The organism is Coprococcus intestinalis, assembly GCF_023656595.1.
GTDB lineage: Bacteria > Bacillota > Clostridia > Lachnospirales > Lachnospiraceae > Coprococcus_A > Coprococcus_A intestinihominis.
Window position 1 is genome coordinate 172,919 of record NZ_JAMOKJ010000004.1, and the last position, 20,920, is coordinate 193,838.

Below are 20,920 nucleotides of genomic sequence, written 5' to 3' on the forward strand. Positions count from 1 at the left end.
TTAGACCTCACCGAACTTGGTTGTCATCAGTTTGTAAAGCTCGGTATTGCGTGGAAACTTGTTTACAAACGGTACAAGGGAGCTGCCAACTTTGAGTAATCCCTGCCCTGCACCGACATTCGTGATATAACTCATCTGAAGGTCGGAGATATTAAGGAGCTTGGCAAGCTCAAGTCTGTCCGTGGACGCTTGGTTAAGCATAATGATAAATTCGCTGTTGGCAAGCATCGTCCTTGCGGTATGGCTCTGCAAAAGGTCGTCTACATTCTGCGTAATACCCGTACAGTACGCACCGTATTTACGCACACGCTTCCAGAGGGTAAAGAGGAAGTTGGCAGAGTATTCGTGCTGAAAGAGCAGATAGATTTCATCAATGAAAATAAAGGTGTTTCTGCCTTTGGCTCTGTTCTGAGTGATACGGTTTAAGATGCTGTCAAGCACCACAAGCATACCGATAGGCTGTAACTGCTTGCCCAAATCCAGAATGTCATAGCAGATAAGACGGCTGTGGGTATCAACATTCGTGTGCTTTGCAAAGGTGTTGAGCGAACCGTCCGTAAACAGCTCAATCGCAAGGGCGATTTCCTGTGCTTCTGGCTCATTCTGCTTTAACAGCTCCTCACGGAAGTCCTGCAAGGTGGGCGGCGTTCCCATATAGTTGCCCTGCTGATAGTAGCGGTACACGCTTGCCGTACATCGGTCAATAATGGATTTCTGCTTTGCTCCCAAGTTCGTGCCGCCGATGAGCTGTTCGCAAAGGGATAAAATAAACTCCGATTTCAGAATGACAGGGTTTGCACCGTCACCGTAATCAGAGTTCATATCCATAGCATTGATGTGATTTTCGCTTGTCGCAGAGATATGAATGACCTCTCCCTGCATTGCTTTCACAAGCGGGGAATATTCACGCTCTGGGTCAATGATGATTATATCGGCATTAGGGTCGGTCAGAATGATATTCGTCATTTCTTCCTTTGCGGTAAAGGATTTTCCTGCACCTGACACACCAAGAATAAAGGAATTGCCGTTAAGGAGCTGCCTGCGGTTGGCGATAATCATATTTTTGCTGATGACATTCTGACCGTAATACACACCGTTTTCGTGGTAGATTTCCTGCACACGGAACGGGATAAACACTGCAAGGCTCTCTGTTGTGAGGGTACGCAGGGCATCTATCTTCCGTACACCAAATGGCAGAGCTGTATTTAATCCGTCCATCTGCTGATATTTCAGCACCGCAAACTGGCACAAATGCTTTCTTGCAGTAGTCAAGAGAGCTTCTGTATCATTGTCGAGCTGCTCTTTGGAATCTGCCGTATGCACCATCGTCAGCACGGCAAACATCATTCTCTGGTCACGGGTTGTCAAATCGTCCAGAAATTCCTTGCTTTCCTTTCGCTGCTGTTCCAAGTCATAGGGAATAACGGCAGAAAAATTGTTGTTCTGGTTCTGCTTCCTCTGCCAATTCGTGATATTGGTTTCCACACCAAGCAGACGGTTTTCCACCTCCCGCACGGCTTCATCTGTGGGAACGGGGATAATGTCAACGGACAGCATCATATTTCTGTTCAACTCACAAAGCTCCGCCACCATACTGTCCTTGATATATGCCGCATACTCTCTGAGAAAAATCACACGCCCATATCTGTCACCCATTCTGAAGCAGTCGCTCTCAAATTCAAAGGTATCGGGACAGATAAAATCCTTGAAATCGTGACCTTTCCGCATCGTCTGGGTAATATCGAAGTGGAACGCTGTTTCTTCTCCTGTTCGGTAGAAGTCGTGGAAGATACGCAGCTTGTCGCCTGCGTCCAGTTCCACACACTTCGACCCCAGACGGTTAAAGTGGGCGATAAGGTCAGCACCCACACGGGCAAAGTAGTTTCGGGCTTCCTCGATATTCTTCTTGCAGACAGATACGGTTACATACTTATCCTGTACGATAGAATTAGCCCCTGTCGCCTTATCCAGAAGCATTTTGTTGTATTCCTTGCGGTACTTATCCAGACCGTCATCAGCCATTGGGATTAAAATGGTCTGTTCAAAATCAGCTTTGTTCAAGCGACGGTTGTTGATAGTGATTTTCGTGGTCGCACCGCTGTCAAGGGAATTAAGAAGCTCCGAGTATTCAAGGAACATCGCTTCCTTATCTTCACGGCTTGCCACGGCATAGTTTATATCCTCAAACTTAAAGGTCTTTGCGTACTTGTTCCTGCCTACAAGGAATATGCCGTCCTCCCAGATTGTCTTAATCGGGATAACATTCTGTACCGACTTCGGCACAACAAACTTTTCCCTGTCCTGCTTGAACAGATTTTTAAGAGTTCTCAGCATTGTTTACCTCCTTGCTGCGTTTCGATTTTTTCTTTTTCGTTTTCTTTGGTTTCGGTGTCCTGCCTTTCTGCTTTTTCCGTACTGTCGGCAACCCTTTTTCGTGGGCTTCAATGGTCGGCTTCATCGTTTCGTAATAGAGATTATCTGGCAGGAACATCAGCTTTTTCGGCATCAGAAATTCTGATTTAATCCACGCCCAGACAAACTGTTCTGCGGTCATACCGTTGTATTTGATAAATCCCATAGCCGCAAAAGGGAACGCACCTAAGATACAAACCCAACTGAGGGTTTCCGTTCCAAACCGTGGACGGAGAAGGAAATACAAAACCACCGCCACGCCGCAGGCAAGGACAGAAAAAATGAACTGTCTGAGGGACAGTCCAAAAAACATACTCTCCGTATAATTACGGATTTCCTTATTTATCTTGACTTCCAATCATAGCACCTCCCTTACAAGCCCATCATTTCTCTTACAACACGGTCTGCCATTTTGACCGCACCGACAAGGACGAGCATATTGAACACAAGCTCCCCGATATAGCTCCATACCATTGTAACCGCCGCCGCATCGGGATTGACCACAGGCGGAGAAGAAGCAAATAGGGAAAAGATAATGCAGGCAAGCACGATAACCGCACCTTCAAGGCATACAGCGGCATAGCTCTTAATGAAGCTCTTGCCGACGCTTTGGCTCGGCTCTCCCGCAAAAGCGGAAAGGGGTACGGGTGCTATGGCAGTATAGATATACAGCTTGAAAAACCTGCCATATACCGACATAATCATTATGAATGACAGCACCGTAATAAACAGCCCGCCTATCAGCGTGACCGCCCATAGCGGGATACTCTCAAAAAATCCGCAGTCTTCAACGGCTGTCACGATTTCCTGCGGCAACACCGTCTGCTGTGCCGAGCCAAATCCTGCGGCATTCATAATCGTGGAAATCATACCCTGCACAATCTTAAACAGTGCCATCATCAGTTCTAATCCGTAGGTCACTGCACCTTTGGCAATGGCAAAGCGGATAAACAGCTTCAAAGCCTGCTCTGGTCGCTTGACTTCTGCAAAATTTCCGCAGGTACGCATCACACCCACAACAAAGAACAGCACGAGCAGGGCAAGTCCAATAGCCTGCACCGCACCGTGAATATCCACGATGACATTCCATATCGTGCCTCCCTTAAAGTTCTCTGGGGATTGGGTAATGAGCTGCCATATCTCGGCTAATTTCTCATTCCAGGTGTTTAGGGCGTTCTCTAAATTCTGTACCACCCAGTTATCAGACATTTGACCACCTCCTTGATGATATTAGATAACGGGAGCGAGTTCCGCACTCGGCGGATCTGCTCCCGTTATCTTTTTGTGTCAGTCTGTTATCTTAGCCTGTGATAAGAGTCAAGATTTCTTTTGCGAAGGTAATGACAACGCCGCCTGCAAGGGTCAAAAATCCGTTAGCTCTCTGGGACGGGTCATGGGATTTGAGGGAAAGACCAATCTGCACGATACCAAAGCCGAGCATAATCATACCAACAGCCCTCACCAGACCGAAAATGAAATCGGACAGATTGTTGACTACCTGAATGGGGTCATTGGCAGCAAAGGCGGTTACGGAAGTACCAAGCATAAATGTCATTGCCATAACAGCCATACAGTAATAGCGGAAGCCTTTCTTAACCTTTCCAGTCATCGGCAGTTTCGTGGTTTTCTTGTTCTCGTTCTTCTTAAAAAGTTTCATAGGGTAAATCCTCCTTATAAATTGAATATTTCTTCCAAGTCCTCATCGGACAGAAGCTCATAGGAAGTGCTGACAGCTTTCACGCTCACGGCGTTATCTGGAATATCACTGTCAAACACAAGGGTTGCGACAGCCTGCGTAGGCTCTCCGTGGATATACGGCGGTTGCCCTCCGTCAGCCGTCAGCTTCACATTCGGGTGCTTCAAGATGTCATACTTGAAGTCCATAACGGGGCGTTCTCCACGCACAAAAAGAAGTGCGTAACGGTTATCAAGCATACGCACTTCGTCTGGGGTCATCAGCTCACGCCCCGAAATCTGATAATTTGTTGAATAGTTACCACTCCGCCCAGAGCTTTTCCCGTAGGTGTTGGTATCAATGGTTTCCTTGCCCAAAAGCTCTGACACATATTTGTGGGTGCTTTGCTCGTTGCCGCCCAGATACAGAAACTCATCGCAGTTGCCGACAATGCTTTCCCATTGCTTTTCAAAAAGGGCTTTGAGCTGTGCCAGATTTTGCAGGATAATGGATACCGATACCCCTCTGGAACGCATAACGGACAGGATTTTATCAAAGTCATCAGGCAATGAAACATTCGCAAATTCGTCCATTATGAAATGGCAATGCACAGGCAGGCTTCCGCCGTACTTGTGGTCTGCCAGATAAAAAAGTTGTTGAAAGAGCTGGGTATAAAGGATACTGACAAGGAAGTTAAAGCTCGTGTCGTTGTCTGGTATCAGAGCGAACAGAGCGACCTTCTTTTCTCCCAGACTTGGCAGGTCAAGCTCATCGGTGGCGGTAAGCCCTGCAAGGCTCTCCAGATTGAATTTTTCAAGCCTTGCGGCAAGGGTTATCTGGATACTCTTTAAGGTCTTTGCACTACCACTGTGGTAATCCCTGTAATACTTTAGGGCGATATGCTCTGGGTTTACCATTTCCAGACGGTCAAACAGCTCGTCCAGAGGGCTTACATAGCTGTCATCGTCCTCTCGGACTTCGCCTGCACGGAGCAGCTCTATAACCATCGGGAAATTCTGCTCGTCTGGCGGTGCTTCATATTTCAGATAGAACACCAGAGCCAGAAGCAGCATACTCGCCGCCGTATCCCAGAACGGGTCTTGCGACTGTGAGCCTTTCGGCGTGGTCGCCTTAAACAAGTTTGTTACCAACCTCTGAACATCGTTATCGTTCCGCAGATAGACAAAGGGATTGTAACAATGGCTGCGGTGCATATTGATAAGGTCAAGCACACGCACCTCATAGCCTTTGTTTTCCAACAGACCGCCGATGTCACGGACGATTTCGCCCTTTGGGTCGAGTATTACAAAAGATGTGTTGCACTGCATAGCATTTGGCTTGCAGAAAAACCTCGTTTTTCCCGCACCAGAGCCGCCGCAGACTAAAATATTCAGATTCCTACGGTGCTTTTTCCCGTCCAACCCGATACGGACATTCTGGGTCAAGAGCTTATTGGCTGACGGGTCTTTATCTCGGTACTTCTTATTCAAAGCACCTGCGTTGCCCCATTTCGCAGAGCCGTGTTCCTCACGCCTGCGGTAATTCCTGAGTCTAGAGAAATAAACGCCGATGCCCATAGCGTAGGCAAGTAAAAAAATAAGGACAGTCTTTACGCTGTCCTCACATACCATTATTTCAAACGGATTGCCCATCGCCACAGGCAGACCTCGGATAATCTCTACAAGACCGCCGCTGACATAGGGTGCTGTCAGCAGGGCAAGCCATACGACAGGAAGTATGCCGCAGACAGAAAGGATTAGGCTCGTTTTCTGGTCATCGTTCCTCATTGCACCTGCAATGCACGACCTTAACCTTTTTTGTCGGAGCGTGTGCCACCTTGCTTATCAGCTCGTCAACAGGCTCGGTGGGGCGTTCCTCCTGTAACTGCCGTGTACGCAGGGTGTTTAAGGCGTTGATGACGATATTCTTATCGTACTTATCAAGTGCGATATGGTATCGTTCCTCTCTCATAGTCTGCACCTCCGATTAGCGTTCCTGCTCTTTGTTCTTTGCAGGCTTGTTCTTCTCCATACTCTTATACATATCGCTCTGGATTTCGCCCAGAACATCACGCATCGTGCCAAGCTCTCCCTTGAACGCCTGCGTATCCATTTCCGCATACTCTCTGGGAAATCTGGAGAAGTCAAAACCTCTGGTATCCACACCGTAACGGGAGCTTACCATATAGGCAACGCAGAAGGATTTGAAATCGGAAGCATCACGGCTCTCGTTGTACTTAAAATCATAGACCGCCGCCGACACTTCTTTTGCCATACTTACGAACAGCACTTCCTCGGAAAGCCCCTTCTTGACAAAAATGGTCTGCTGAGAACTGTCATAATAGGCAGGCAGTTCAAGCTCACCGACAGGAACACAGGGTACAGGGCTTGCATCAATCAGAGCCGACACAAGCTCACGCATGGATTTCGGCTCCTGTTCCTGCTGCCTGTCCTTTGCCGAGGTTTCAGAAATGTCATAAACCACTTTGGCATTGTAGGAGACGCCCTTTGTCCCGTCCTCACGGGTGTATTCCTTGCTCGGCTCAAGAATAATGATTTTTTGTGCGTCCTTGTTCACATAGACACGGCTCGCTTTCCATTTGTTGTACTCTTTAAGCTGCGTTGCTTCGGGCATCTGTGCTGATACCAGAATAGCGTTAGCCACGGAGTAGCGGTCAAAGCGACCCTGCACATCAAGATACTGACGGAAGCTGTCGCCGCTTGCCATCATTTCAGAGCAGGTATTGTCAATCAGCTCATAGGCTTCTTTCCGCTGTGCCTGCTTTGCGGCAGCCCATTCCTCTTTATCAAAAGGTCTGTTGCCGCCGCTGAATACATCGTAAATACTCATAGCTGTTTACCTCGTTTCTTTGGATTTTGGTTTCTTTTTCTTTCTCTGGGGCTGTTTATGCTCCGTTTTCCTGTTAGCACTTTTCGCCCTGTCGGAAGCTCCGCTTTTGTCCAGGGCGGAAGTGCCAATCTCTGCTTCCTGCTCCTTGCGGCTCTCCTTGATTTTCCGCAGTTCCTCTCTGACAGAAGGTTTCTCCTTAGTCATAGTAGCCCCCTCTGCGGACTTCTTTGGCTGCTCTGAGGTAGGCTCGGACTGAGGGGATTTTTCTGTCTTTGCCACCGAGGGGTTTGGGGCGTTTTCCTCCTTCTGGACAGGCTTGCCCATAAGCTCGTCAAGCAGCTTATCTTTCTCCGCCTTTTCCTGCACACCAATATCTGGCTCTGGCTGACCGTCCTTTGCATCTTTGGATTTCTCAGCTTCCGTCACAATAGAAGCGGTATCCACCGAAGCAAGATTAAAGCGTTCCACGATACGGCTGATTTTCGATGCGTCCTCGGCACGGGCGATGACATCGACCTCTGCATTGGGGTCTTTGTTTTTCCTGTCTGTGAGGACACAGTAAAGCACACCGTATTTTTTTGCTTCTTGAGTGAACTTCTTTAAGTCACCGTTTTTGACGGTAAAGACTTTCAGCTCCTTGCCAGAACGGAGCATACTCGTCAGCCTTGCTTTGCCTTTGGTTTTCCTTTCTTCTTTAAGAATGGAATACAACAGGATAGCGATGTTCTTCGCACCTGCACCTGTGATTTTGGCAGCGACCTCAAAGCCCTCCAAGCTCATTCGGACGATTTGTTCTGCCGCTTCGCCGCCTGTGTTCATTCTTCATCAGCTCCTTTCTTTGCTGTTCGCGTTCGTCTGCCCGTATCGTCTGCAATTTTTCCTTGAGGGTATCACTACGGGCGGAAATGCCCTCGCACAGTCTGACCTCCTTTCGTATAACTTTCAACCGCCCCGAAATATCGGAAAGCTCTGCCTTGACCGCTTCCTTTTCTTCGCCGCTTGTCCTGCGGGATTTGGAGTAAAGCTCCTTTCGCTTCTGAAGCAGGGCAGACATCTCCGTTTCCAGAGAGCCTTTATATGAACAAAGCTGCTCTGCCGTATCAATGTGATTGCGGCAAAGCAGCCTTGTTTCCTGTGTGATGGCTTCCATCTTCATAAGGTCGTCCTTTAAGAGATAATGAAGCCGTGCATAATTTTGTTTTCTGTCTTTTGGCAGGATACCGAGCTGATAGCAGTAATGGAGATACAGCCCACGCAAGCCGCCGATTTTCTTGGCATTCTTCAATGAGCCTTTGACCCGATAGACCTTGACCTTTGGCTGTGGCTCTGAGAAGCTCTGAAATTTGACCGCATAGGAATTTTCGCTGATACGCTCCATAATCCTGTCATTGGTATATTCCTCTCCGAGCTTATAAAGCCGCTTGGGTCTTTGCCAGCCCTTGCCTATAATCGTCCAATACTTGCGGTTGGGGTCAAAGTTTATGCGGTAACCCATTTCTGTCAACTGGCGGTCAAAGTCTTTCAGCGTGAATGATTTGCTGATAGCTTCATCCACCGCTTGTCTGGCAACATTATCCCTCGTGGGTCGCCCCTGCTTTTCGGCTTGGTAAAGGGCGTAGGGCTTTTTCTTGCCGCTTGGATGTTCGATGACGGACAGGGCATACTCACGGCAAAGCTCATCGGAACGCTGACGGAGCAGCCGCAGATTTGCTTTGTTGTCGTGGTAGTGCATACCGTCCGCAAAAGAAACAGAGTTCACGACAAAGTGATTATGCAAGCAGTCGGTATTTAGGTGGGTGGCAACGATGACTTGAAATCTATCGCCCCACATTCGCTCGGCAAGTTTAACACCGACTTCGTGAGCCTGCTCTGGCGTAACCTCACCGTGCTTGAAGCTCTGAAAGCCGTGGTAACAGACAATCTCACTCGTGTCGTTCCATTGGACTTTGGCAATCATCATTTCATCTCTGGCGGTGGTCGGCTCACAGTTTACGCCTGTGACAAAAAAACGCTGCTCGGTCTTATCCTTATTAGTAGCGTACTCCATTACATCGACCATCGCCTGCAGGTCGGCTTCGGTGTATTTGGGGTTGGCGGTCTTTTCGGGATTTTCGGCATAGTCGATTGGGTGGTCGAGCCTGCCACGCACATCCCATATCTCGCAGACCGCCATTACGATGACCTGCGTGGAAACAGATACCTTTTGCGAATGTCAATCTGAAATTCGTGCCATTTCCTTGCTTCCTCACGGAGCATCGGGGTATCCACAAAACCGAGGGCGTTTGCCTTAACCGCAAGCTGATTGATACGGTTGCCAATGGCGGACAGCTCACGCATCATTTTATAGAACTCTGGGTCGGGCTTCTCGCAGAGCTGATAGCCCCTTACCATTTCTCTTAAAAAGGCTTCTTTTGAGCGACCCGATTTCCGCACAAGCCCATTAAGGTGTTCGGCTTCCTCCTCAGTCAGACGGAAAAGTATCTGCACATTTCTTTTTCGCATTGTCCTCTTCCTTTCTCTCGGAAAGTCTGTTTATCTGCAAGCAGCACATACACACAACGCCGAACAGACCGCCGAGCATTGTGCCGATAATGAAAAATAAGAACTCACTCATTCTTGAACTCCTTTCTGTTCTCACGGGGTATTAGGGGCTGCCCCCTAACAAGCGAATTTGGCTAACCAAATTCAGTGCTTGGTAAGACATCTCATTCCTCGCAGTCGTCCTCATACATACACTCACCGCACACGGGGCAGAAGTACGGACAGTCCGAACAATCCTCATTTTCCTGTAGTGTGTTCTCGCACGCACTATCAAGACTGTCCTCGCTCTGCTCGGTAATATCGGCTTCGCCGCAGACAAAATCATCGTCAGTAAAGTTGATAAGGTCGGTATCGAACAGGATAATTTCGGTCTTTGCTTTTGCCTGTTCTGCACTCTCCGCACAAACGGAAATGGTCTTTTGGTAATGGGCAGTAAGGGTTACATCATACTTTTTCAATGGTTCATTCCTCGCTTTCAGCATTAAATTTTGATTTGGTTTCGGTGTCTTTCTGGACAAAAACTGCTACACAATCAACGGACATCACTCCTTTCACGCTTGGGCATAGGTCTTGCAATTTTCAGATAGGACAACAAAAAATCGTTGAAGTCCTTGCCAACAGGCGGAGGCTCATCAACGATTTTGTAGTCTTTCTGCAACAGTTCCTTCAAAGTGGCAGTACAAAGCCTGCCTACCTTGTCATTATCCAGATGCAGAACGATGGTTTTAATTTGTGGATTGACACTCAAAAAAGTTGTGAGGGCTACGGGGATTTTGCTGTCCTTCATCTCTTTCTTTGGCTGATACACGCCCGAAAGAGAAAGCAGGCTTTCCGATTTGTAGTCCTTGCCCTCGCATTTCAGATAAGTGGCATAGGACAGTAAATCAATGGCGGCTTCAAATAAATGCACGGTATCCGTTGGCTCTCTTGCCAGAAGTCGGAACGAATACCGCTTATCGCTGCCCGATGCGTCCTGCTTGAAAGTGCTGCCGAGAGTGCTTCGCAGGGCGGCATATTTCGGTGTTCCGCTTTCATCTTTCCCAATAAAAACAGCATTGTGGTAATCGGCACTCTCGTAGAGCGTTCCGTCTGAGATACACTCTTGTATGAGCTGATAGTCAATACCACGCCCGAAAAGATACTGTATCACTCTGTTACAATCCTTATTTTGGGACGGCAGGAGCAGGACTTTCGGTTCATCTTTCTTGGGAGCAGGGGGCGGCTTCCAGTCCGCCAGCGTCTGTCCCGTGAGAATTTCCACGGCTTCCACAAAGTCATATTCCTTGACCTTGATGAGATAATCGAGGGCAGAATAGCCGCCGAAACCCCTCGACCACCAATACCATTTGCCGTTGGAAATCTTCAAGCTGTCATGTTCTGCGGTACAGTACACATTGCTTGTGCCTTTGACCTTAACGAGATTGCTCGGCTCAAACTCACGCAGATAGGATAACAGGTCAATCTGGCGTACCCGTTCAAGCACATCTGGGTCAATCTGCACATAGGGTCGGTTAGTTCTCAATGGATAAAATCACCTCCAGAAATAGAAAAAGCCGAGGGGATTTCGTCAAATGAAAACCTCTCGGCTATGTAAAATATAGTTCTTTTAGAATGAAAAAAGCATCCCTTTTTCTGTTGCGATATTATAAATCCATTTGTTACCCGTAGGGCTTACCAAATTACTAATATTCGCAATTTCCTTAATTGTTTTTTCTACAAACTCTGAATTATGCAACTTATAATTTTTTGCAAAGCAATCGCAGCACTCCTGCATTTTTGCATCGGCAGGTGGAAAAAGAGCCATTGGAACATCTTTTGCATCTAAACGACCCTTGATATTACCTCCCGATATTAGGCTTGCATTACCGTCACGCCCTTTACCTGCTATGAGAAAATAGAACGGCAAAGCTAATATAGCATCACAATTTGTATCGGCTACTCGCTTATAAAATGCTTTTATAATATCAAGTAAATCATCGGTAGTTAGGCAATCTTTATTTGTCGCCTTGTTCAAATCTATTGAAATAGCCTTTTCAATAGCTGCGTTACCTGCACTTGAAAAAGCTAAATGGTCATTTATCATAAGGACTTTGTCTAAATCATCTGACAAAGTTTTCCCGTCAATACTTGACCCTCGCTTATCGCCTGCAATAATTATACGGTTATTTTCTTTTATTCCAAAGATAACACTCATAAACTGTCACCTCCTTACTGATTTAAAAATCATACCACATTTTTATGAATTTTTCCACCTCTGCGGCTATGTAAAAGCGGCATCAGCTCCACGCCAATGCCGCCGTTCTCGGTTATAAAATTCCTGCCTTTTTGAGATACCCAACGCTGTCATAGCACCCTCTGAAATAGATTGCTTCCTGCTGCATATCGCTGAGCCTGTTCCGAAGCTCCAAAACTTCTATCAAAGCCTTACACTCCTGCTCGGATAAATCACTCGGCTTTTCCGTATCCAAAACTGCCATCACTTTGGGATACTCCTTGTAGAGTTCCTCTATCCTTTCCTCTGTGGAACGGTATTCTGGATTTTCTTTGGGCAGCTCTGCGATAACGGAGCTTAGATATTCAGCAAAGATGTTGCTATGCACATCAACAAAGGTTTCAAATCTGAAATTATCAAGCACACCTTTCACCTCCGACATTTACTAATCTACACCTATTATACTTCCCAGAAATCAGCAATACAAATATGCAAACCACATTATCTCTCCCGACTTGCACATTTTCTTTCGGGCTGTTCTTCTGCCTGCTCTGGCTCGGTATCCATAACGGAAGTATCTTTTTCATTCAGATTCAGCTCAATGTTAAGAGCGTTCAGCCGTTCTGTTTTTTCTTTCAGCTCATCTTCAAAGGCAAAGGGCTTCTTGATTTCCTCCTTTGCGATTTCAAGCTGTGCGATAGTTTCCGCTTTTTTGGTCTTGGCAGCTTCCAGTCTAGCGGAGAGCTTTGACAGCTCGTTCTCAATTCGGGTCAGATTTCCGAGAGCATCAGAGCCTAAATCCACCTTATGCTTTGCCTTTCCGCAGAGGTTCATACAGTAATGGGCGTTGACGGTATCATAATAAATCTCCATTCGGAAACCTCGATAGCTGCCGATTTCGGTAGGTGCGGACATCGGATAATCCTTGCAGATTGCAAGAAACATTTCGCCTGCGTCTGCCTTTTCGGTGTAGGTCACGCCTTTTAGGGTCATCGGGCAGAACTTATCCTCGCCCTGCGACTTGTGCTGTTCGGCAAGAGCTACATCATTTTCATAGCCTGCAATGCGTTCCTCATACTCCTTAATGGTCTGAGGATAGTATTTCAGCACTCTATCCTCAAGGTCGTAATGCTCGGAAAGATAACTCTGCTTTAACACTCGGAGCTTTGATACCTGTATATCCAAATCCATCTTTTCCTTAAAACGGGCATCGCCTGTGGCAAGCATTTTAACCTCTGCAAAGGACAGGGCAACCTCGTCCACATCTTCGGCAGAGCGGACAGGGCTTTTGCTCGTCATTATCTGGCTGATAAATTTCTGTTTGCTCTCCACCAACTGATAGAGGTAGGCATCAAAAGTCTGCTCGGTCACATAGCGGTAAACCTCCACCTCTGGGAACATATTGCCCTGCCGTTCGATACGCCCCTGCCTTTGTTCAAGGTCGGAAGGACGCCACGGACAATCAAGGTTATGGATTGCTATGAGCCTGTCCTGCACGTTCGTACCTGCTCCCATCTTCGGAGTAGAACCGAACAGCACACGGACTTCGCCGCTTCTGACCTTGCCGAACAACTCCTTTTTCTGTGCATCCGTGGTCGCTTCGTGAATAAAGCGTACCTGCTCCGCAGGGATACCACGGGCTATCAGCTTCTCCCTCATATCGTCATAGACATTGAAAGTACCGTCATTTTTCGGGGTGGACAGGTCGCAGAACACAAGCTGCGTCACTTTGGTATCGGCGTGTTCCTCCCAGATACGGTACACATTATCCACACAGGCATTGACTTTACTGTCTGGGTCATCTGGCAACATCGGGTCAATCATTCTCTGGTCAAGAGCCAGTTTCCGCCCGTCATTGGTTATCTTGAGCATATTGTCGATGTTCGGCTCGACAAGCCTTGCCCTGACTTTCTCAGCCCGCTTCGCAAGGGAAGCTACCATCTCGGTCTGTATCTCGCTCGGCTTGGTCTTAATATTGTGGTAATTGACCTTTGGCACGGGGAGCTTTAGCATATCGGCGGTCTGAATATCCGCCACCTCACGGAACATCTGCATCAGCTCTGGCAGGTTATAGAACTTGGCAAACCTCGTCTTGGCTCGGTAATTTGTGCCTTCGGGTGCTAATTCCAGAGCTGTAACCGTTTCTCCAAAGGTAGAAGCCCAACTGTCAAAATGCTGCAAACCGTTCTGTGCAAGGGTGTCATACTGCAAGTACCTCTGAACGGAGTACAGCTCAACCATTGAATTGCTGACAGGCGTACCCGTTGCGAAAACCGTGCCACGGTTGCCCGTGATTTCGTCCAGATAGCGGCATTTCATAAAGAGGTCGCTTGATTTCTGGGCTTCGGTCTGGGCGATACCGCCTACATTTCGCATCTTGGTGTAGAGGTACAAATTCTTGTAAAAATGGCTCTCATCAATGAAAAGCCTGTCAACGCCGAGCTGTTCAAAGTCGATAACCGTATCCTTACGCTTGGTGTCGTTGAGTTTTTCGAGCTTCGTCTTGATTGCCTTTCGGGTTTTCATTAGCTGTTTGACCGTGAACTGCTCACCTTTGGAAGCCTGCACATCGTCAATGCCACGCTCAATATCATCAAGCTGCTTTTCCAACTGCTCCCTCTGGCGTTCTATGCTCATCGGAATTTTTTCAAACTGCGAATGCCCAATAATGACTGCATCATAGTCGCCCGTGGCAATCCTGCCGCAGAACTTCTTGCGGTTTCCTGTTTCAAAATCCTGCTTTGTTGTAACAAGGATATTTGCACTCGGATAGAGCCGCAGATACTCAGAAGCCCACTGACTGACAAGATGATTTGGTACAACAAACATTGACTTCTGGCATAAGCCGAGCCGTTTGCTTTCCTGTGCGGCGGCTACCATTTCAAAGGTTTTTCCTGCTCCCACCTTATGGGCAAGGAGCGTATTGCCGCCATAAAGGATATGGGCGATGGCGTTGACTTGATGGGGTCTTAGTGTGATTTCTGGGCTGATACCTCCGAAAGTGATATGGCTTCCGTCATATTCACGGGGTCGCACAGAGTTAAAAGTGTCGTTGTAATAACGGACAAGACGGTTTCGCCGTTCTGGGTCTTTCCATATCCAATCCTGAAATGCCTGCTTGATGACTTCCTGCTTCGCCTGTGCCGCCGTAGTTTCCTTTGCATTGAACACCGCTTTTTTATTGCCGTGTTCGTCATACACATAATCAAAGATACGGGTGTCACGCAGGTTTAAGGTGTCCTCAATAATACGATAGGCGGAAGCTCTTTTCGTACCATAGGTGCTGTCCGCCTTTACATTCCCCATATCGGAGCTTTTATTCTCTATGAACCAGTCTCCGTTTATCGGGGTGTATCGTACCTTTAATCTTCCTGCGGCATAGCTTGACGGAGTTAAAAGCTCCATCACAAACCGCTGTATATCTTCCTGCGGTATCCAAGTCGCACCCAGACGGACAGAGATTTCCGCCGCCGAGAGGTCTTTGGGAATGACCTTTTTCAAGGCTTCCACATTAACTGCAAGCTCTGGGTCATTCTTGGCAGCAAGCTCCGCAACCGTCAGCTTGTTTCGGACATTTCCCGACAGATACTCGTCTGCAGCTACATAGGAAACAGGCTCGGAGTTCGGTACTTTGAAGATAACACCTTGTAAATCCCGCACAAGCTCAGTCTGCGTTTTGCCTGTGAGCTGCTCCATATAAGGCAAATCAACACGGGCTTTCTCCCCGATAGAGAGGGCAAGGGCTTCGCTTGCGGTTTCAACAGAGGTAATCTCACGGTGGGGCTTGATGGTCCGCTTCGTGAACATATCCGCCTTCCGTTTGAAGTTGCCCTCATCATCAAGCACCTCCAGAGAACATAAAAGGAAGTAGCTCTCGTCTGAAGCAAAAGCAAGATAATTTCCTCGGCTGTTGATTAGACCGTATTTTGCTGTATAGGCATCATACAGACGGTTGAGGTTTTCCTGCTCAGTGCATATCATTTCCTCTGGGTAATCCTCGGTCTGATACTCAATGAGCTTACGCACACAGTCACGGATTTGGATAAGCCCTTTGATACGGTTTTCTGCGGTCATCGACACAGAAGCAAGTTGCATACGGTCATTCTCTCGGAAGTAAACACTTCCGTCCACCAGAGTAAAAGAGAAGTTACGCACATTTGGGTCAGCAGGAACGGAAAGCTCCTGCTCATCGGAGATTTCATCAACCCCATTATCAAGCTCTGGGATTTCGCCGTTTATCCTCTGAACTGCATTGGACAGAAGCTCGGAAAGTGGTATATCCTTACGGGCTTTACAAACAGGCTCAAAAGTACCAAAGCGTGTGCTTTCCATCTTTATTTCGCCCAACACCATTTCGGGGTGTTCGATAAAATATCTGTTCATCGTAACACCGTTGTCGTCCGTATCAAGGTGTACCCAGTCTGGCTCTATATCCATCACTCGGTCACGCTTTTGCAGGATAAGAATATCGCTCGTGACCTCCGTGCCTGCGTTTGCCTTAAAGGTGTTGTCAGGCAGACGGATAGCACCTAAAAGCTCGGCTCTCTGGGCGATATACTTGCGTACCTCTGGACTTGCTTTATCCATCGTACCCTTTGAGGTAATGAACATCACAACGCCGCCGGCACGGACTTTATCCAGAGCCTTTGCGAAAAAGTAGTCGTGTATGAGGAACTTCTGGGCGTTGTATCGGCTGTCATTGACCCTTATCTCCCCAAACGGCACATTGCCGATGACTACATCAAAATGGTCGTCTGGGAGATTCGTTTTCTCAAAGCCCTCAATGGCAATGTTCGCTTTTTGGTAGAGCTGCTTTGCAATCCTGCCTGTAAGAGAGTCGATTTCCACGCCGTGGAGCTTGCTGTTTTGCATACTTTCGGGAAGCAGACCAAAGAAATTGCCTGTCCCGCAGGACGGCTCCAAGATATTTCCCTGTGAAAAGCCCAGGCGGTCAAGTGCGTCATACATCGCCTTGATAACAACAGGCGGCGTATAAAAAGCGGTCAGCGTTGACTCCATAGCGGCACGGTATTCCTCTGGGGATAGGCTGGCATATAGCTCCTTAAATTCCTCCGCCCACGCTGCATTGTGTTCATCAAATGCCATAGAAAGACCGCCCCAACCGACATACCGAGATAGGACTTCCTGTTCTTCAGGTGTGGCAAGGCGGTTTTCGATTTCAAGCTCGTGCAGCAGGTTGATTGCCGCCATATTGTTACGGAACTTTTCTTTTGCTCCGCCGATACCGATGGCATCATCGGTAATACGGAAATTATGACGGTCTGTGGCAAGAGTTTCCGTTTTTTCTTCGGGTGGTAATTCGGTTTTTTCCTGTTCCAATAGCTTTTGGATATAGCCGATTTTCTCCACTCGGTTTATCGGAAAACCCACATTGTTCTGGAATGTGATGTCACGCAGGGACACATCACCGCTGATTTTCCCGATGCTCTCAATGAGATATTTACGGTTATCTATGATGATTTCCCTGCCTATGAGGTCGTCTGTGGATTGCTCCGTTTCAATGGCAGGAGCTTCTGAGCCATTCAGTTTATCGGCATACGCCTGTGGTTTTTCTTCGGCTTCCTCGGCTGTCCTGTACCAATCACTTTCGGTAGCCATAATCTCATCAAGGAGCTTTTCGTCCTCTTGGGTCAGCTCGGTGTGCTGTTCCAAGAATGGGATAAACTCATCTCTGCCACGGAGCAGGCTTTCTCGGTCATCTCCATATAGCTGTTCGCCCTTTGGCGATAAGGCATAATCGTAAAAATTCTTAATGTGAGCAATTAAATCTCCCTCACCATCGCCAATATCAAACCGCCCTTCATAGTTAAATTCCTCGCCGCCGATAACAGCCTTGATAACAAAATCTGTCTTGTGATACCACCCGATATTTTTATCGCCCTCACGCTCACGGTGCTGTTTCTCGTCCAAAATACCAAGCAGCTTATTACCCAGAGCAAAGCTCAAATCCGTATAGCGGTCATTAAGCTGTCTGTCATAAAAGGCAGGGTGTTCGGAAAAACCGATAGAAAACTGTATTCCGTCCTGCTTTTTCTCGGACGGTGTTTCTGTCCTCTGTTTCTCGGTTACGAGCACTTTCAGATGGTCGTTTGCAGGATTTTCCGTTAGCTTTTCTTCAAAGTCGGCTCGGCTGTATTCCTGCCCCAAGATAGGGAACTCGGCATTTTGCAGATAGACCTTTTCCTCGGTAAGTGTTGCAATCTCATATTTATCCGCACCGATATACACCACATCGCCCTCATTGTAGAGGTAGCAAAGTGGGTGCAGCTCCCTTAATTCCTCGGTAAACTTCCACCCATTACTACGGCTGAAAACTGAGGTCGTTTTCCATTGTACCTGTGCAAGAAAGTCTATGAGCTGTTGAACAGTTGAGGGGTCGGACAGATGCTGTTCCATTTGCTCGGCGGTAACATCTGCAAGGTCGCTTCGTTCCACAACAGATAACAGGTCTTTTTCGTACCTGTCCAAGTCACGGATAAAGTCAGATAGCCGCAAAGCAAGGGTATCCCGTTTGTCGGCAGGCGGCAGGTCACGGTGGGCGTCAATAAAACGCTGCCTTGCTATTTTCCTCTGGGTGTCAATCTCATATTGGAGAGCTGACACGCTCTCCAGATAATCGGCATAATGGTCTTTTTCTTTCGGATTGAGATAGCGGTTATCCTTAATCAGCTCACGCAGACGCTTTTCAACCTGTGACCATTTCAACACAAGGTCGTGATTGGTATAAGTGCCGTTTCGGTCAATGGCAAGACCTTTGCTGTCATGCCAAGAATGACCGCTGAAACCATCGGGGAAGATGTGCGTACCGCCGCCCGTTCCATACTCATTTTTAAGGAACTCAATATTTTTCTGTCTGTCCTCACCCTTTTGGAATTGTCGGTAGATGCGGTATTTTCCGTCCGCAACGCCGCTGCCCTTCTGAAGTACGGAGTCAATATCTTCTTTAGAAATAGCAAAAGCAGAGGCTTTTTCGTCCTCTGCTTTTGCTATCATTTCGATTTGTTCATCTACGGTTGGAAGATTGACCCTGACCTCATCATCTTTGGCAACGCTTACTTGTAAATCAGTTCGGTCAGTATCACTTCCTCCGCTTGGCTGCGGATGTTGTTCATCAGTCCGACCCACTGCATCGGTACTTTCTCTTTCAGTTCCTCTGTCACGCCCTGCTCGGCTGAGAGCTGCTTCGTCAGAAGCTCCAACCTCTGGAGTGCTGTCTGCTCCACCTCGTGCAGATGCCCGTTCAGCCTGCCCGATGTCAGCAGATTGAGATAGGTCACTCGCTTGTGCTTCTCCAGATAATCCCTGTGCATCAAAGCGTACCTGCCAAGCGGAAGCTCTGGCTCTGTCGGTAATGTTAGGTCGGGAATAAGATAATCCCCCTGTCTGCTGTAAGTGATTTCGCTCATTGTATTCGCTCCTTTCGGGTTGTTGTCTGCCTTTATCATACTGAGCCTGCGTTTTTTGTGCAAAGGTGCGATTCTGGTCTTTTTCCGCTATTTGCACATTTCGGATAGACTGTGAGATTTCCCATAACGCCATTTCCGCAATATCGCTCGTGGCAACGCCGATGGCGTTTATCGTTGCAGGGGTATTGAAATTTACAATATCCGCAAAATCTTCTCGGTCAAAAAACTCATTCGTATCCAGACCGCAGCGGCTGATCAGCATAAAAGCAACGCTGTTTGCTGCCAGCCGCCTGTAAATGACTTCTATATTAAAGTCGTCCAGTTCTTCCAAAAAGCTGTCTTTCGTGCAGTCCTTTAACTGAGAAAAATAGTCTTGCAGATTGTCCTCCACGGCGTTCTTTGCCGTTTCCATTAAGGCAGAAGCAAGGTCAGTGCTTTCCACATCTCCAAACCTGTCCGAGAGCCTTTCCATAACAGCCTGCTCGTATCGCTCATCCATCTGCCATATCGGAACAGGGCGGCTGCCATAATAGCCCTCGTGGGTGTCGGACACATCAAAATAGTATTTCAGCGTATTCCTGCGACCTTTCGGGTCAAATACGGCAATACCCTTGCTGTCCTTATTGACCCAACGCTTGAACTGCCTGTTCCAAGTTTCGAGCTTCGCAACGGCGACAGCATCGGGGCGTTGGGCGTATATTAAAAGCTGTTCGTCAAAACGGCATTTATAGTTGCGGCAGGCAGAGGACAGAAAACCCTGCCACGCCTGCGGATTTTTTGCAACCGCAACGCCTGTACGCCGATACAGCTCTGTGATTAGCTGATACTTCGCAGCCATTCAACCTACACCTCCTTATCGTTTTTGTTTCAAATATTCCTGTTTGCTCACTCCGCACCACCGCCAAGAAAAGAAATGACCTTGTTCGATTTAATGCTCTTTTGCAGGTCATTGATGAGGGTAATATCCGCAACCGTGATGCCCTGCATAGAAAGAATATCGTCCATAGTCATAGCGGCAATCGCTTTTTCATCGGTAAAGCCTGCTTCCAAGACCTTATTCAAGACCTTGACGGCTTTCTGATTAACAGCCATATTCTAAATCCTCCTTATCGTTCTAAATCCTTGTGCTTCGGTGTTTTCTGCGGCGTTTGTTCCGCAGGTTTCGGCTCATAGGTCGCCCCGTTTTTCTGCATACGCTCGGCAAACTCGCAGATGTGGTACAGATTGCTGCCGACTTCGGTATGGTATTCATCAATAAAGCGGCAGGGATACTCCCGTTTCTCTCCCCAAGAGGTCGTGACAATGACCTTTCCGCCGTCTGGGATACGGAACAGTTCTTTATATTGAGGGTCAATAAATCGGATACCTTGTTCTGCTTTCTGGATATGCTTATCAAGCCATTCCTTCACATAGCAATAGCAATAAAAATTATAGTCGCCTTTGGTGGGATTGCACCGAAGCAGAAAAGCGTGTTTCTCCGTATCCACACGGAAACCGTACTCCGTACAATAGTTACCCTTGATAGCACTTTCGGGAAAATGCCTTGCAAACGCACTCATATCATAGCGGTTATGCAAAAGCCCTTTATCCTCCCGTAAAGCATTGATGACCGTATCAAGGTCTGCCTTAAATTCGTCAGATTTCCATTGTGGTCTGGTATCAAACCAAGTGGTGTAAAAGCCATAGCCCGTCGTGGCAAAGTCACCACGCAGATGCCCGATAGTACCTGTTTGCCCCTCAAGCTGCATACTCTGGGCATAGGTGTATTTCTGTTCTGTCGGGGTCAAAGGTCGTATATCCATA

The 20,920-nt window shown here is 47.6% G+C and carries 18 protein-coding genes; all 18 read right to left on the reverse strand.

The genetic code is table 11. The features are described 5' to 3' along the window. Entirely contained in the window at nucleotides 1-2,334 is a 2,334-nt protein-coding gene (locus NBH03_RS05075) for a VirB4-like conjugal transfer ATPase, CD1110 family (RefSeq protein ID WP_238050942.1), read from the reverse strand. Beyond that, a complete protein-coding gene (locus NBH03_RS05080; protein ID WP_250797803.1) occupies nucleotides 2,318-2,770 on the reverse strand; it encodes a PrgI family protein in 453 nt (150 codons plus the stop codon). The genes NBH03_RS05075 and NBH03_RS05080 overlap by 17 nt, the downstream gene beginning before the upstream one ends. 14 nt (nucleotides 2,771-2,784) lie before the next feature. After that, nucleotides 2,785-3,621: a VirB6/TrbL-like conjugal transfer protein, CD1112 family gene (locus NBH03_RS05085; protein ID WP_008703427.1), complete on the reverse strand. Its 837-nt coding sequence runs from the start codon at nucleotides 3,619-3,621 to the stop codon at nucleotides 2,785-2,787. A 91-nt stretch (nucleotides 3,622-3,712) separates the two neighbouring features. After that, nucleotides 3,713-4,069, reverse strand: coding sequence for a glutamyl-tRNA amidotransferase (locus NBH03_RS05090; protein ID WP_250797809.1), 357 nt, complete (start codon nucleotides 4,067-4,069; stop codon nucleotides 3,713-3,715). 14 nt (nucleotides 4,070-4,083) lie between these two features. After that, entirely contained in the window at nucleotides 4,084-5,874 is a 1,791-nt protein-coding gene (locus tag NBH03_RS05095) for a VirD4-like conjugal transfer protein, CD1115 family (protein ID WP_250797814.1), read from the reverse strand. Further along, on the reverse strand, nucleotides 5,861-6,058 hold the full coding sequence (locus NBH03_RS05100; protein WP_006857246.1) for a hypothetical protein: 198 nt from the start codon (nucleotides 6,056-6,058) through the stop codon (nucleotides 5,861-5,863). The genes NBH03_RS05095 and NBH03_RS05100 overlap by 14 nt, the downstream gene beginning before the upstream one ends. Before the next feature lie 15 nt (nucleotides 6,059-6,073). Further along, a complete protein-coding gene (locus tag NBH03_RS05105; protein ID WP_250797816.1) occupies nucleotides 6,074-6,937 on the reverse strand; it encodes a hypothetical protein in 864 nt (287 codons plus the stop codon). Nucleotides 6,938-6,943: 6 nt separating this feature from the next. Beyond that, a complete protein-coding gene (locus NBH03_RS05110; RefSeq protein ID WP_250797821.1) occupies nucleotides 6,944-7,756 on the reverse strand; it encodes a PcfB family protein in 813 nt (270 codons plus the stop codon). Continuing rightward, nucleotides 7,698-9,086, reverse strand: coding sequence for a relaxase/mobilization nuclease domain-containing protein (locus NBH03_RS05115; protein WP_331476053.1), 1,389 nt, complete (start codon nucleotides 9,084-9,086; stop codon nucleotides 7,698-7,700). The genes NBH03_RS05110 and NBH03_RS05115 overlap by 59 nt, the downstream gene beginning before the upstream one ends. 23 nt (nucleotides 9,087-9,109) lie before the next feature. Further along, nucleotides 9,110-9,439 (reverse strand): plasmid mobilization protein, encoded by a 330-nt coding sequence (locus NBH03_RS05120; RefSeq protein WP_250797826.1) that lies wholly within the window; start codon nucleotides 9,437-9,439, stop codon nucleotides 9,110-9,112. Continuing rightward, nucleotides 9,399-9,551 carry a DUF3789 domain-containing protein gene (locus NBH03_RS05125; RefSeq protein ID WP_015522602.1) on the reverse strand — a complete coding sequence of 51 codons (153 nt, stop codon included), beginning with the start codon at nucleotides 9,549-9,551 and terminating at the stop codon, nucleotides 9,399-9,401. The genes NBH03_RS05120 and NBH03_RS05125 overlap by 41 nt, the downstream gene beginning before the upstream one ends. A gap of 91 nt (nucleotides 9,552-9,642) precedes the next feature. Beyond that, nucleotides 9,643-9,936 carry a hypothetical protein gene (locus NBH03_RS05130; RefSeq protein ID WP_250797827.1) on the reverse strand — a complete coding sequence of 98 codons (294 nt, stop codon included), beginning with the start codon at nucleotides 9,934-9,936 and terminating at the stop codon, nucleotides 9,643-9,645. A 74-nt stretch (nucleotides 9,937-10,010) separates the two neighbouring features. Further along, nucleotides 10,011-11,000, reverse strand: coding sequence for a DUF3991 and TOPRIM domain-containing protein (locus NBH03_RS05135; RefSeq protein ID WP_250797831.1), 990 nt, complete (start codon nucleotides 10,998-11,000; stop codon nucleotides 10,011-10,013). 84 nt (nucleotides 11,001-11,084) lie between these two features. Continuing rightward, nucleotides 11,085-11,672 carry an Ntn hydrolase family protein gene (locus tag NBH03_RS05140; RefSeq protein WP_015560128.1) on the reverse strand — a complete coding sequence of 196 codons (588 nt, stop codon included), beginning with the start codon at nucleotides 11,670-11,672 and terminating at the stop codon, nucleotides 11,085-11,087. Between the two features lie 112 nt (nucleotides 11,673-11,784). Next, nucleotides 11,785-12,132: a DUF6664 family protein gene (locus NBH03_RS05145; protein WP_250797834.1), complete on the reverse strand. Its 348-nt coding sequence runs from the start codon at nucleotides 12,130-12,132 to the stop codon at nucleotides 11,785-11,787. A gap of 59 nt (nucleotides 12,133-12,191) precedes the next feature. Continuing rightward, nucleotides 12,192-19,955: a helicase-like domain-containing protein gene (locus NBH03_RS05150; RefSeq protein WP_442872331.1), complete on the reverse strand. Its 7,764-nt coding sequence runs from the start codon at nucleotides 19,953-19,955 to the stop codon at nucleotides 12,192-12,194. A gap of 47 nt (nucleotides 19,956-20,002) precedes the next feature. Continuing rightward, entirely contained in the window at nucleotides 20,003-20,209 is a 207-nt protein-coding gene (locus NBH03_RS05160) for a hypothetical protein (protein WP_006857236.1), read from the reverse strand. Between the two features lie 14 nt (nucleotides 20,210-20,223). Beyond that, nucleotides 20,224-20,919: a hypothetical protein gene (locus NBH03_RS05165; RefSeq protein WP_250797843.1), complete on the reverse strand. Its 696-nt coding sequence runs from the start codon at nucleotides 20,917-20,919 to the stop codon at nucleotides 20,224-20,226. Nucleotide 20,920: the final 1 nt, after the last annotated feature.